Here is a 15,008-nt window from a genome sequence, read left to right on the forward strand (position 1 = left end):
TACTCATCATAAATTAGAGGTTTACAGCTTTAATTTACCCCAAAACAAGACAAACATTTTGCATTTTTTATCTAAAAAAGAAATTCCACTTAAAGAATTCATACCAAAAGGTTATGTAGACATGCATTCACATTTATTATCTGGAATAGATGATGGAGTAAAAACAGTATATCAGTCTGCATTTATTATTGAGCAGTTTGAAAAACTTGGCGTAAAGAAGATAATTACTACGCCTCATGTCATGCAAGATGTATGGCCTAATACTTCAGAAGTTATTATATCCAAACATACAGAAATGCTAAAAGTGTTATCCTCTCTTGACATTAAGGTGACATTACAAGCCAGTGCGGAATATATGTTAGACGATCTTTTTTATAAAAGAATAAAAGACAAAGACATTATACCATTATACCAAAAATATATCTTGGTAGAAATGTCTACTTTTAATCCTCCAATTAATCTAAATGAAATACTTTTTGAAATTAAGTTAGCTGGTTTCACTCCTATCTTAGCACATCCAGAGCGGTACTCTTTTTACAAAGACGATATAAATAAATTCATCGAATTAAAAGAATCTGGGTTTTTATTTCAACTTAATTTACTTTCAATTTCCGGATATTATGGTGAAAAAGTTAAGAATATAGGAATGAAATTGCTTACTGAAAACCTTTTTGATTTTGCGGGTTCTGATGTACATAATCATCAACAGTTTGAAGTCTTAGAAAAAGGATTTACTGCAAAATACGCATCTAAAATATCGGAATTAATGAAAAAGAACCGATCTTTTAGTTAATCCTTTGCTCCATAACCATAGCCATAACCATAACCAACCTTATCACCAGCCGCATTAAGAAGTACTGCCATATTAGGTAAGCGTTTTTCTCTATAAAAGTTTTCAGGAACCTGTAAAATTCTTTTGTCCGAATAATTTTCTCGTACTATATATATACTTAAGTCAGCAAAATGACCGATTAATAAGGTATCCGTTACTAAGCTAACAGGTGCTGTATCTACTACAATGTAATCGAAGTTTTTTTCTAAATATTCGAACATCTCTTTTACCCTATCATTCATTAGAAGTTCCGCCGGATTTGGAGGTATAGCTCCTGAAGGAACCACGAAAATAGGATCATTTTCTCCTTGTTCGTATATTATATCTTCAGGTTTAATATCTAGATTCATAATATAATTAGTAAACCCAGGAGTATCTTTCCCTTTTGGTAATTCAAAGAAATTATGAAATTTTGGATCACGAAAATCAGTTCCTAAATATGCAATCTTTTTGCCTGAAATAGCTAACGTCTTGGCTAAATTAGATGAAACTAACGTCTTACCTTCTCCAGAAATGGTAGAAGTAACAAATATCACTTTCCCCATTTCTTTGTTAGTTCCAGCCATTAAGAAACCTAAATTCGTTCTAAGAATTCTAAAAGCTTCAGCCACGGATGACCTACTATTTCTGGAAACTACAATTTTACTTTTCTTATTTTTTGTTTTTGGAATAGCTCCCAAGATTGGCATAGAAAGTACACTCTCTAAGTCTTCTCTTGAGCTTATTTTAGTATTAAAAAGATCAAGTAAATAAATAGTTAAAAATGGAAGTGCTAGTCCTAAAAATATAGCACCAAAATAAATCATTCTTTTATTTGGAGAAACTGGGTAGGATCCTAAAGTAGAAGCTTTATCAATGACACGTGCATTAGATAGTGTAATATGACTAGTAATCTCAGCCTCTTCTCGCTTTTGTAATAAATAAAGATACAATTGTTCCTTAATTCCCTGCTCACGACCAATAGCTGTTAATTCTTTTTGCCTTAATGGTGCATTGTACAGTTGTCCGCTAAAATACTTGTCCTGAGTTCTTAAACTATTCAAACTTATACTTATAGAACTTTTGGCTCCATTTAAACTAGCAATTAGTCCTTGACGTAATGAACCTATCTGTTCATCTATATTTACTACTACCGGATTTTGCTCACTTGATGACTTTAATAACCTTTTTCTTTGGCTTATTAATCCATTATATCTCGCAACAGTTGACGTTACGGACGGATCATCAAATCCAAGAGTAGAAGGCAAAATATCGTATTTCCCATCCTGACTTAAAACAAAACGCCTTGTAGATTCTATTTTTCTTAATTGAGTTTCTAATCTATTAATTTCTTGAATATTCCTAGAATCAATATCAGCAACTCGCTGGGTTTGAGCAGAAACATCATTGGTCAATCCAAATTTAGATTTGTAACCCGCAGCTTCATCATCAACTTCAGATAAATCACCAGAAATAAGCTCTAATCTTTCATTAATAAATTCAGCAGTTCTGGCCGAAGTTTGTTTCTTGTTTTTAATGGTATATTTATTATACTCTTCTACCAAATTGTTTATAATGTCTTTGGCCTTCTCTTTAACAGGATCATTTAGAGACATTCTCACAATAGAAGATCCTTTTCCAATAGTAGCAACGGATATTCTATTTCTATAGCTTTGAGCTACAACATTAACAGGAGTTATTTTTATATGAATTATCTTTCCTTTGTTAGACACTATATCTTCAATACTTGGAGTAATTACAATATCTCCAACACTAGTATTTATGGTCTTACCAAAAGAATGATCACTAATATTTTTCCCTTCTTTATCTACAAATGAAAAAGAAGTTTCTGAATTTATAAGTACTCTGAAACTCTTTGATTTAGTATGAACAATGGAATCTGCTGATAAAAAGTTAATCTCTATCAACGATTTAGGGTAATTTTCTGATTCTAGTACTCTTCCTTTTGTAAAATACTGAACGTTTAGTTTTAGATTATTAACAACATTAGTTAATAGTGTTCTTGATTTTATAATCTGAAGCTCATTCTCGATTTTATTTTGTGAATCATCAAGTAATCCCAAGTCCCTGAAAGCGGAAAGTTCTGATTCACTAACACTTTCTTCCTGTGAAATCAATATGGTCCCAGAAACGTTATATTGAGGAATTGTATATCTTATATGGAGATATGCTAGTGTCGCAAAAATTAGTACACTTAGCAAAAACCAGTACCATTTCTTTACGTACTTTAGAATTTCGTCTCTGAAATTGAAACTAGACTTTGGTGTATTTATCAAAGTATTATTATCGGAATTAGTATTAGAAATCATAAACTTCTATCTTAAAATAAGTGCAGCTACAGATAAACCAACTCCTATTATACTTAAAACAATCCCTAAGGTATTATCTTTACCTACAGAGCTTTTTACTTTAGTCTTATTAGGCTCTATATATAATACATCATTTTGTGCTAAATAATAAACAGGTGAATCAAAAATTGATTTAGAAGTGAGATCTACCCTGTGATATGTATTCACACCTTCATTTTCTCGTATTACCATCACATTACCTCTTTTTCCCATAATAGTAAGATCTCCTGCTAAACCAATCGCTTCTATAATAGTTATTCTTTCGTTAGGAATGGTAAATGATCCTGGTCTATCTACTTCTCCTATAACTGTAATCTTAAAGTTTTTAAGCCTTACATTTACAATAGGATCTTTTATATAGATTTTCAGTTTTTCCTTTAACATATCTTTTACCTGCACTCTTGTTAATCCCGCAACTTTCAATTTTCCAATAACCGGAAAATCAATATTTCCTTCTTCATCAATAAGATATGTAGGCTCGACTCCTCCACCTCCATTAGTTCCGGATCCAGCATTATCCCCAGTTGGAGATGGTAAACTAGCACCTTGCATTAAATTAAAAGGTCTCGCTGCATCCATATCCGTCGCAGAAACCAATATACTAACAACATCATCTACTTTAAAAACTGGAGTAAACGAATTTGTTGAATTTATTTTCTCTAAATCTTTAGAATTCTGAAAATAAACCACATCTGTCGGGGTTTTACAAGAAAAAATAAATGTTGATACTACTAATAAAAGTAAAAACTTATATGAGTTCATATTTTTTAAATTCTTTAGGGCATTTAAATAGCAAACAAAAGTATGATAATATTCTCGTTTATTACAACAATTTTAAAAAGAAGACTAGACCAGCACCTTTTGTTTCTTATCATTTATTTCCTCATTCTTAATATCGATACTTTCGAAAGTAGAATTCTTAGAAATAAACTCAGGTACTATCTCTTTTAGTTTTCCAACAATTTGGTGATCCTGATTGAATAAATTCATAATACAAAGGTCATCAATCTTATCCATAACCAATGGACAATCTGCATCATCAAACTTACTAATCATGATTTTTTTATGGTATGTTGGTAAGGTGTTTTCTGTATCCGCTAATAGCTCTTCATACAGTTTTTCTCCTGGTCTTAAACCTGTGATCTCTATATCAATATCATTAGGATAATTAAGTCCGGATAGTCTTATCATTTTTTTAGCTAAATCGAATATCTTCACCGATTCACCCATATCAAAAATAAAAATCTCACCACCATTACCCATCGTTCCTGCTTCAATCACTAACTGAGAAGCCTCTGGAATTGTCATAAAGAAACGAGTAACATCTTTATGAGTAACAGTCAGAGGACCTCCTTTATCAATCTGTTTTTTGAATAAAGGAATCACAGAACCGTTAGATCCTAAAACATTTCCAAATCTTGTTGTAATAAATTTAGTCTTGCTAGTTCTATGTAAACATTTTATATACATCTCTGCAACTCTTTTGGTTGCCCCCATCACATTTGTTGGGTTCACTGCTTTATCAGTTGAGACAAAAACAAATTTATCCACACCAAACTCAGATGATAAATCTGCTAATTTTCTTGTACCTAAAACATTTATCTTTATTGCTTCACAAGGATTATTTTCCATTAATGGTACGTGCTTATATGCAGCAGCATGAAATACCATATTTGGTCTAAATCTTTCGAAGATTGTCTCTATACGCTGATGATCTCTAATATCGGCAACAATCGGAGTAAAATTAACAACTCCTTTACTTAACAATTCCTGCTGTAAATCATATAAAGGCGATTCTGCCTGATCTACTAACACTAAATGTTTATAACTATAAAAAGATGCCTGTCTAACAATTTCACTACCAATAGAACCTGCTGCACCAGTAATCAAAATAACCTTATCATGAAGTTCTTTTTTAATATTTTGGTTTTCTAATGCAATTGGAGCTCTATCCAATAAATCTTCTATCTGAATTTGTTTGATCTGAGATACATTCAATTTACCATCAATCCAATCATTAATTGCTGGTATGATCTTAACCTTTACAGAGAGTTTAAGTAAATTATCCGAAATCTCCGATAAACGTTGCTTATCTATGTGCGGGATTGATACAATTATCTCAGTTATATTATGTTTTATTACATAACTCTGTGTAATGGTTTTTGAACGAAAAACTGTAATTCCATTAATGGTTTTTCCGGCTTTTTGCGGATTATCATCTATAAAACCAACTACGGTTACTGCTTTTTGTGAATCATTCGTAATTGCTGCTAATGTTATCAATCCTGAATCTCCTGCTCCATATATCATAACTCTTGAAGAATCCCCAAGTTTTGACTTTACATAATGATAACAATATTTAAATACTAACCGACTTACAGTTAGAACAATAATATTTAATAGATAATGTACACAAATAATAGATACTGGAATATTAAGAAGTTCCGGAATCAAAGACAATCTACTTGAGACCATTAGGGCTCCACTTAGAGAAATCAACACAGTAACTGCCAAAAACAGATTATATGCGTCTCTCATACCGGTATGTCTGATCACTCCTTTATGAGAACCAACCATCAAGAAACTAGCTGCAGCTATAACCGCCATCACTGGTATTTGATAAAAGAAATTAGTCTCATCAAAATCAAGGGTTATACCAAATCTAACTACATACGCCAAAAAGAAATTAAAAATAACGATTGCAATATCAATAGATAGTACAACCCATTTTGACGCGTGCTTATGTGAATTATTAATTATGTAGTCCTTAATCATCTCAATATATTTTTAATTACCGATACAATTCTAAATAAATCTTCTTTTTCAAGATTAGACCCGCTGGGTAAGCAAAGTCCTCGATCAAATAGGTCGTCAGAAATTCCATTGAGGTAAGCATCACAATCTGCAAAAACAGGTTGACGATGCATGGGTTTCCATAGTGGTCGTGATTCTATGTTTTCTTCTGCCAATGCTAACCTTAAACCTTCTCTTAATTCATAAGATGTGGTCTCTATACAAGTAAGCCATCTGTTAGAATGAAAACCTGTTGGCTCTTCCAAAAATTTAATTTCAGCAGAGCTAATTAAATTATTTTTATAAAAATCAAAGTTATTTCTTCTGTTATTTACATGCTTATCTAAAACTTCCATCTGCCCTCTTCCTATTCCGGCAATGATATTACTCATTCGATAATTATGTCCGATTTCAGTGTGCTCATAATGTGGCGCATTATCTCTAGCTTGAGTAGCAAGAAAAATAGCTTTTTCCTTATACTCAGGATTTTTAGCAACTAATGCTCCTCCACCAGAAGTAGTGATAATTTTATTTCCATTAAAAGAAAGTATAGCAATATCTCCGAAAGTTCCACACTTAACACCGTGATAAGAACTACCTAATGATTCTGCACTATCTTCTAAAACAGGAATTTTATATTCTGAAGCTATTTTGTGTATCGCATCTACATTATATGGCATACCATATAAATGTACAGCGATAATAGCCTTAGGTTTCTTGCCCTTGGCTATCCTATCTTTAATAGCTAATTCTAATTGTTCTGGACAGATATTCCAGGTTTCCAATTCGCTATCAATAAATATTGGTTTTGCTCCTAAATAAACAATAGGATTGGCAGAAGCAGCAAATGTCATACTCTGACATAATACTTCATCTCCCCGCGAAACACCTAAAAGTTTAAGTCCTAAGTGTAACGCTGCGGTACCAGAACTTAAAGCAGCAACAAAATTGTTACTCCCTAGATAATTCTCGATATCCTTCTCAAAACCATCAACATTTGGCCCTAATGGTGCAACCCAATTAGTGTCAAAAGCTTCTTTAACATAGCTTTGCTCCGTCCCCCCCATATGTGGTGAAGAAAGCCATATTCTCTTGGATTTTACTGCATTCATAATTTTTCCCCATTAATTAATGAACAATACTTTATCCTCAATAACTATAACACAACTGTTATAATTGCCGACTCTTTTTCATGACAATCTAATAAAATGTAAGGAAGAAGGGGGTAGTACTTCCAAAAATTGTATTTTTCTCTTACTTGCTTTAACCGACGCTAAAATAGTTTAGTTCCATGTAATATCATCAGAAAAACTAACTTTTTAGATGGAATACTTAAAAAAGGCGTTTAAGAGCATAAGTACTTCGTTATAAACCACCAAACGAGGGGTTTACCGTAAGAAAAGTACTATGTAATTTGACTACTAATACAAGTAAAAACCTACAAAAACAACACTTTTGTTTAATCAATTACGCTGAAACGATTATTTTTAACGTTTTTTAACTAAATTTTGCAAAAGATGTTAACGTAATTTCCTACTTAACTCAACCTCTTAAACAATACTGTAATAATACTGTAATAATACTGGTTAAATTTGATAAAATAAGCAGTGAATAACCTGTTTCTGAATAGGGTTTTTTCCCTTCTTTATAAAAAAATAAATTGTAATTTTCTATTCTTATACCTTACTATTTTAAATTATGTCATTGATAAATTAATCATTCTTATTATAATACAAAAATAATCAAGCTTATAAAGTAACCAATAGAAATTATCAAAAAAAGAATACATAAAAAAGGTAATCCACCTAATATTTCGATAAACTACACACAATCCATTTTTTTATAGCACCTTTAAGAAGTAATAAACCATTGCTAATTCTTTTTATTAAGGATAGTACTTTTTACTATTTTTAAATCTATATAATTATGTTTCTTTGTAAAAACTGACTATAATCCTTGATTTATTAAATTAAATAAACAAAATTTACGTGCTTCAAAAAAATAAAGGGATTATCTAATGGTAATTCTAGTTTTAATAACCTCCTCGAATCTTATATTATTGATTTTGCATGTTATTTAATTCATTAGACTTTTTCATTTTTTTACCAATAGTTTTTATTGTGTACTGGTTATTATTCAATAAAAATTTAAGGCTTCAGAATATTTTTGTCTTGGGTGCTAGTTATTTATTCTATGGAATGTGGGATTGGCGTTTCCTATTTCTTATTCTAGCAAGTACTACGGTTGATTATTACATTGGTCAATATATCTATAGCAGTGACTCTAATAAACAAAGAAAGAGATGGTTATGGGTTAGTATAATTTTTAATATTGGTTTATTAGGCTTTTTTAAATATTATAATTTCTTTATAGATTCTTGGGTTGATCTTATTGATATTTTTGGCTATACACCTCAAAGCTCTTGGACATTGCAAATTATACTTCCTGTTGGAATATCATTTTACACATTTCAGACCATGTCTTATTCATTAGATATCTATTATAAAAGACTTACTCCTACTAAGGATTTTATCTCTTTTGCAACATTTGTTGGTTTTTTTCCTCAATTAGTTGCGGGTCCGATTGAGAGAGCTTCCAATTTGCTTTCCCAAATTACAACGAGAAGAGTTTTTAATTATAAGCAATGTACAGATGGTCTAAAACTAATTATATGGGGATTGTTCAAGAAAGTAGTGATTGCAGATTCAATTGCACCTATAGTGGATGATATTTTTGCTAATTATACCAACTACCCTGCTTCTACTCTTATACTAGGTGTTACATTATTTAGTTTTCAGGTATATGGAGATTTTAGCGGTTATTCTGATATCGCGATTGGTACTGCCAAGTTGTTTGGAATAGAACTAATGTCTAACTTTAAATTTCCAAGTTTTTCCAGAAATGTTGCTGAATACTGGCAAAGATGGCATGTATCATTATCAACCTGGTTTAGACATTATGTATATATTCCTCTTGGTGGAAGCCGAGTTAGTAAACTAAAATCAATAAGAAATATTTGTATTATCTTTTTGGTAAGCGGCTTTTGGCATGGTGCAAATTGGACTTTTATCGCTTGGGGAGCAATTCATGCACTTCTATATATTCCAGTTTTTCTGATGGGGCGTAATCGGATTTATATGAATAATGTAGTGGCGGAAAATAGTTGGTTTCCATCTATTAGAGAGATATTACAAATACTACTTACCTTTTCATTAGTAACATTTTCTAGAGTGTTTTTTAGATCAGAATCCATCACTGACGCTTTTGGTTTTTTAAAACAGATATATAATAATTTTAGTTTTGAAATATACGAACACCCTTTAGGTTATCGTATGATTGACTATTTTATATTACTAGGACTTTTTATTCTTTACGAATTTAGCATTAGAAGAGATGAGCGATCTCCTTTTAAATTTAAATCAAGGATAGTAAGATTTGTAGCCTATACTTTAGTAATTTTAGGTATGCTCCTTTTCTTTGACGATAATATTGATAGATCTTTTATATATTTCCAATTTTAGTTAAATGAAAAAACTTATTCTAAAAAGCGCTTTGTATGTTTTTCTAATACTCATTGGACTAGAAGTATTAGTAAGAGTTTTTCATTTAGGAAAAGATACACCAACTAGAATTCTAGATGAAAACAAAGTAGAGAAATGGATGCCTAATCAGAATGGTTTTTCTGTAACAGGAAATAGAAGACAGAATTTCTCTGAATATCATATTAACAACTCAGGATATAACTCTCACCGAGAATTTACACCTACTAAAGATAATATCGAAGTTGCTCTTGTAGGAGATTCATTTATTGAAGGATTTCATCAAAATTATTATAATTCTATTGGTAAAAAAGTTGAAAAATCTATCCCAGAAATTGAAGTATATGAATATGGATATGCAGGCTATGATTTTGCAGATCAACTACACCTAATTTATGCTTACAAGGAACAATTTGACGCAATTGATCATATCATTCTTGGAATAAAATTCTCTAATGATCTAACCAGAGGAGAATATAAAGTGATTACTGGCAGACTGGCACTGGAATCTCCTATAAATAAACTGCTTAAAAAAAGTAAACTACTTGTTTATTGCAAAAGCATCGGTATTTTGGACCCTCCACAAAGATTATTCTATAGACTAATGAATATACTAAACTCTGCTCCTAAAAAACAACAGGCAAGCGACGAGGAAATATTACGTATTAAGAAAGAAAAAGAAAATATTTATTTAGCTAATTTTAAAAGTCTTGTAGATAAATACGGATACAATAGAAATCGTTTTACTCTTCTTTTAGATTCCAGAATTACCAGTGAAATTTTCATGTCCTATTTAGAAGAAAATGATTATACCTATATTGATTTTTCAGAATATTTTGAAGAAAGTGATCACGCTACCACTTTGATTTATGATAGACATTGGAACAATCACGGTCGAGATCTTATTGCTCAAGCTATAAGTGAATATCTTAAGAAAAAAGAACTGACAAAAGAGTAATTACTTTATCAATGTAACTTTCTGCATCTTTGATTTTCCAACAATTAAATACGTTTTTTCGTTTTTATCAACTTCTAACACACTAACATTTTTAACATTATCAATGCTTGTATATAGAAAATCAAATACTATTCCTCTAAGTCCTCTATACTCTTCCCTATTATAGTCTATCGCTGGCAATCCTTTATCGTAAGACACTTCCTCAACCGGAGATACTTTATATTTTTCGGCAACAACAATAGATTGTGTCTTTCGTTTTCCTTTGTATTTTTTATAGCGGACATAGGCTACTTTAAAAACGAACTCTTTTAATTTTACTTTTAGATACTCTATACTTCCTTTAAAAAAACCTACAATTGATTTTTTTGGATATATGATTTGATGTTCAAAATTATATATATGATTACACCACTCTCTCTTATAACTTAGATCCCCCATTCCCATCTCATAGGATTTATGATCGTTCTCTATGAGCCAATCTAATTTTTTATAAATCTCTACACTACCTAAACTAAACTTAGAATAATCAATATCATATGATGAAATTGAACTAAATAATCTATTCTGAAAATGATGGTTTAAGGAAACTATAATAGGTTGATTATTCTCAAAAGCCACAAACATTGACGCCTTTTTTTCATTAATCAAAGAAAAATACATTTGTTTATAATGATCCCATCTCAACAGGCTCTGACTTACATCATTGCGCTGTTCAAATCTTCTGATTAGCATTTTTTCCAAACAATTCATTAAGAACTCATAATCCTCCTCCTCTATGGCTCCATAGTATGTTTTATATGAAATGTCAAAACATGATTCTAATCGTTTTATTCTTCTTCTAATTCCTTTAGCATTACTTCTAAAACGATGCTTGATATAAGCATCAGCACTTGTGAAACCATCAAGAAAAATAGCATAACCTTTAAAAAATTGTTCTATTTTCTTTATAACAAAATTGTTACTATTAATAGTTGGTTTTAAATAATCTGGAATAAAAAAAACAGAATACACTTTATCTGGATTTTCTACCAAACCACTATCATAATTAGGATTGATTATCCCTTTCTCATTTTCTGATGATCGTACTTCTGAGAATAGTTTTGGAATTGAACATTTTTCAAAAAGCTCGAAAAAATAATCTATATGTTCTTTTTTCATCTATTGTTCAATCTATAAAATGGGAAGAAATAATTTTTTAGATCTTCTTTCTTGATATTTGTAAACTCTTTATCCGAAGCCAAGCATAATTCATTGTATACTTTTTCATTTACTATTTTTCTTCCTGTACAAAACATTACATCATCATCCTTAGGAAATAATGATTTTTTGTTTTTATACAGTCCATCTCCATCCTTCATTCCTCCTCCAAGAACGTAATATTTCTTTTCATTCAGTACTGCCCATTCAATAACTTTTACTCGTAAAAAGTCATTTGGTCGATAACTAAAATACTCTGCATTAGTACCTCCTAAAAAGGCAAAAATTATATCTTTATAATTAATGATAAGCTCTACCGAAATAGGTATATCTTCATAATAAACAATAACAATAGAAAAGTTATCCAAATTAGATAATATGAGATCTTCAAAATAAGTCTCAGAGAAAAAGTAAATACTATCCGCTTTATTTCGTGTCATGGTATCTACATAGATATCATGAAAGATTTTAATAATATCTTTAGTGATCTGATCTTTATGAAAAACCTTAAAATCCAAATCATAATTTATGGCTTTTCTAAAATTATTTCTCACTTTAGGAAGAAACGCATTCCACTGATCTTCAAAATTCTCTAATAAATGACCTTTTACATTAGAAAGTGTTTTTATCAACGAACCTGAATAATTTTCGTGATTCTCATCAAGACTAAAACGAACAAACTCAGTTATAACACTGTTTTCTTTATACCAAATATCTACATGATTCCAAAATTGGGCAAGATCTTCTGACGAAACATTATCATTAAATAATGGTCCGCTATATCCATATGGACTGATCACATCATTATAAGGATATTCCTTTTCATGTATTTTTATCTTCCTTAAAACAAAAGGCATCAATATGATAGGTACATCATTCTTTTCAAACAAAAAGCATCTCAATTCATCAGAATCTTTTTCTGAATGACGTAAATGCTCTATTGAATAATACACATTATTATTCCATTCTTTTTTAAGAAGTGATTTATATTTCACAACTTCCGAACTGTCATCAAGATCTTTTATTAATATTTTGTAATTTTTGTTCAATGCTTAGGTGGTTTATTAGTAATTCGTTTATAGGTCTATTCTTTTGCTATTCTTTCACTACTTTTTCATTAAAACAATTATATATTTTATCAGCAAGAACATTAGAAAGCCATATTATCCTTCCACAATGCTCTGCATGCCAAACAGCTTTTCCTTCAAAAATATTACCAGCTAACAATGGTCCTACAATATGTAAATTCGACGATGCTTCTAAAGATTCGTTCACTTCAAAACCAATCTTAGATTCATTAGGCACACATAATTTCTTTTCTATAGTTTTCTTTAATAATTGCGGAACATCAGATGCAGTTAAATTTGTACTCCCTATACAATTAAAAACTACTTGTACCGAATTTTCTGAAATTTTATTAGCTCCCGATTTGGTATCTAAGTACTCTAAAGAGTACATGTTATCTGAATTCTTTTTTATATCTACAAATCTCCCTGCAATATGATCAAAACGACTTTCTTCTTTTAAAACTTCTATTGTTTTAGAATAATGATACCCGGCACATCGTTGTCTTCTTCCTATATCATTACCATAAAGACAGGCAAATTTCTTAAGTTCTTCTCGATCTAGTTTTTTTAACAATGAACCAAAGGCTTGTGAAATAATATCTACAGTAGAAGCCGCACCTAAGTGAATCTCATCTGCTAAATCCAAGTCTTTATATGTAGCATCGGCAATTTGTTTTGCTGTTAAACTTTGATGATCAGCCAGGGCGAGTAAATTTTTTGGACAATATTTCTTTTTACCTTCCTCATCTACAATTGAGTCTGGTGATAATCCTTGAGTAGAAAGTAATGTAAACTTGTTGATTTTCGATTTAATATTTCCATTATCATTAAGCTTATAAAGCATTTCTAACCCACTAGCATTTGCACCAACGATTAAAGCGTTCAGCTTTTTTTCTGGTTTATCTTCTAAAAAAGTTTCCAGCTTTGCCAGTACTTCTTTTAAACAAGGCTTATAAGGATTATTAACAAAAAATAAATGGTCATCTGTAATTAAATCTTCTTTTTTCCATAAATGCATGGTAGGAAGCGAACCTAGAGAAAGAACAACTTTCTCTGAAATGATCTCTTGATCATTTCCAAGAGATAATGAATACATAGTATCAGACCTATCTATATCAACCACTTCTGCATTGATAAAGTTTACAGTTATAGTATCTTTCTCTTCAGCTTCCTTAATATACTTCTTGGTTTTTTGATCAATATAACAACCAAAAAAGCGACGAGGAATAAAGAGATCTTCCCATTCATTATTTTTAAGCTTATCCTCGTGCTTAGAAAGCCACTCCGCAGACAATACACCACCATCAAGTCTAAATTCTTCTAATAACCATTCTTTATTTACATTAAGCCATTTAATAAACTTACTTAGTTCTGGCTCAGGTAAGAAATTCTTTAAAGATGTGATTAAGAGAACCGAAAAACCGGATCTCACACCATAAGGTATTCCTGTATAAAACTCTGGGTATTTGTCTATAATAGTTATTGATATTTTCTTGCTTATTGATTTGGTTTTTAATCGATCAAGAAAATGTAAAATAGTAAATGAAGATGAGATACCTGAACCTATAAAGGTGATATCTGTGTGGTTAGTTTTATTTTCAAAATCCATAAACTATGGTTGTTTTGTTTTTATTACACGAGCTGGGTTACCAACTACGGTAGTATATTCTGGAACATCCTTAATAATTACTGTTCCTGCCCCTATTAATGTTTCTTTTCCTATTTCTTTAATACCTGTCATTGCAGTAACGCCCATACCGATATAAGCATTTTTTCTAACATTGATTAAAGCTCCAATATTAACACCAGAAGACATAAATACTCCATCTTCTAAAGTCACGTGATGAGCAATAGTGCTATCCATATTAATCATAATATAATTCCCAATGGTCGTATGTGGCATCACAATATTACCTGCTAACATATAAACAGCTTCACCGATGGTTACATCTGGTGCTATGGACACCGTATGATGTAAAAAACCAGGAATACCATATCCTTCTTTTTTTAAAGTGGATAAATACTCTACTCTTACAGCATTCACTCCTATTGGACAATATACATCGTGAATTTTATTTTTAAATTCATCTAAAAACAAATCCTTATACTTCCCTATAACAGGTATGTTAATTACTTCTTTACCTATAAGATCTGGATTATCATCAATAAAACCAATGATATTCACTCCTGCTTCTTTTAGATAAGAAGCATACACTTGACCTTGTGTTCCTGCACCAATTATTACAGCGTTTTTCAATTTAATATAATATAGTT

Annotated in this window: 11 protein-coding genes; 3 read left to right on the forward strand and 8 right to left on the reverse strand. The window is 30.8% G+C overall.

The genetic code is table 11. The annotated features are described in order from the left end of the window. Window positions 1-58: 58 nt before the first annotated feature. Window positions 59-793 (forward strand): tyrosine-protein phosphatase, encoded by a 735-nt coding sequence (locus tag D1818_RS02795; protein ID WP_118456190.1) that lies wholly within the window; start codon window positions 59-61, stop codon window positions 791-793. On the opposite strand, the gene D1818_RS02800 is transcribed toward D1818_RS02795, so the two are convergent. The 4 genes from D1818_RS02800 to D1818_RS02815 form a co-directional block, all read right to left on the reverse strand. Next, a complete protein-coding gene (locus D1818_RS02800; RefSeq protein ID WP_118456193.1) occupies window positions 790-3,141 on the reverse strand; it encodes a tyrosine-protein kinase in 2,352 nt (783 codons plus the stop codon). The genes D1818_RS02795 and D1818_RS02800 overlap by 4 nt on opposite strands. A gap of 6 nt (window positions 3,142-3,147) precedes the next feature. After that, window positions 3,148-3,942, reverse strand: coding sequence for a polysaccharide biosynthesis/export family protein (locus D1818_RS02805; RefSeq protein WP_118456195.1), 795 nt, complete (start codon window positions 3,940-3,942; stop codon window positions 3,148-3,150). A gap of 84 nt (window positions 3,943-4,026) precedes the next feature. Then, a complete protein-coding gene (locus D1818_RS02810) occupies window positions 4,027-5,955 on the reverse strand; it encodes a nucleoside-diphosphate sugar epimerase/dehydratase (RefSeq protein ID WP_118456197.1) in 1,929 nt (642 codons plus the stop codon). Beyond that, window positions 5,952-7,085, reverse strand: coding sequence for a DegT/DnrJ/EryC1/StrS aminotransferase family protein (locus tag D1818_RS02815; protein WP_118456199.1), 1,134 nt, complete (start codon window positions 7,083-7,085; stop codon window positions 5,952-5,954). Before D1818_RS02815 ends, D1818_RS02810 begins: the two co-directional genes overlap by 4 nt. A gap of 957 nt (window positions 7,086-8,042) precedes the next feature. Between D1818_RS02815 and D1818_RS02820 the strand changes: the two genes are divergently transcribed. Together D1818_RS02820 and D1818_RS02825 are read left to right on the forward strand one after the other, a co-directional pair. Beyond that, window positions 8,043-9,494 (forward strand): MBOAT family protein, encoded by a 1,452-nt coding sequence (locus D1818_RS02820; RefSeq protein ID WP_118456201.1) that lies wholly within the window; start codon window positions 8,043-8,045, stop codon window positions 9,492-9,494. 4 nt (window positions 9,495-9,498) lie between these two features. Beyond that, window positions 9,499-10,470, forward strand: coding sequence for a hypothetical protein (locus tag D1818_RS02825; protein WP_118456203.1), 972 nt, complete (start codon window positions 9,499-9,501; stop codon window positions 10,468-10,470). Here D1818_RS02825 and D1818_RS02830 read toward each other — a convergent pair whose 3' ends face one another. Genes D1818_RS02830 through D1818_RS02845 form a run of 4 tightly spaced genes read right to left on the reverse strand, consistent with a single transcriptional unit; the run spans window position 10,471 to window position 14,991 of the window. Continuing rightward, complete coding sequence (locus tag D1818_RS02830) at window positions 10,471-11,628, reverse strand: GNAT family N-acetyltransferase (RefSeq protein ID WP_118456205.1); 1,158 nt, start codon at window positions 11,626-11,628, stop codon at window positions 10,471-10,473. After that, window positions 11,625-12,716 carry a GNAT family N-acetyltransferase gene (locus D1818_RS02835; RefSeq protein ID WP_118456207.1) on the reverse strand — a complete coding sequence of 364 codons (1,092 nt, stop codon included), beginning with the start codon at window positions 12,714-12,716 and terminating at the stop codon, window positions 11,625-11,627. Before D1818_RS02835 ends, D1818_RS02830 begins: the two co-directional genes overlap by 4 nt. 46 nt (window positions 12,717-12,762) lie before the next feature. Beyond that, on the reverse strand, window positions 12,763-14,343 hold the full coding sequence (locus D1818_RS02840; RefSeq protein ID WP_118456209.1) for an FAD/NAD(P)-binding protein: 1,581 nt from the start codon (window positions 14,341-14,343) through the stop codon (window positions 12,763-12,765). A 3-nt stretch (window positions 14,344-14,346) separates the two neighbouring features. Then, window positions 14,347-14,991, reverse strand: coding sequence for a NeuD/PglB/VioB family sugar acetyltransferase (locus D1818_RS02845; protein WP_118456211.1), 645 nt, complete (start codon window positions 14,989-14,991; stop codon window positions 14,347-14,349). Window positions 14,992-15,008 lie beyond the last annotated feature (17 nt).

This window comes from Aquimarina sp. BL5 (genome assembly GCF_003443675.1).
GTDB lineage: Bacteria > Bacteroidota > Bacteroidia > Flavobacteriales > Flavobacteriaceae > Aquimarina.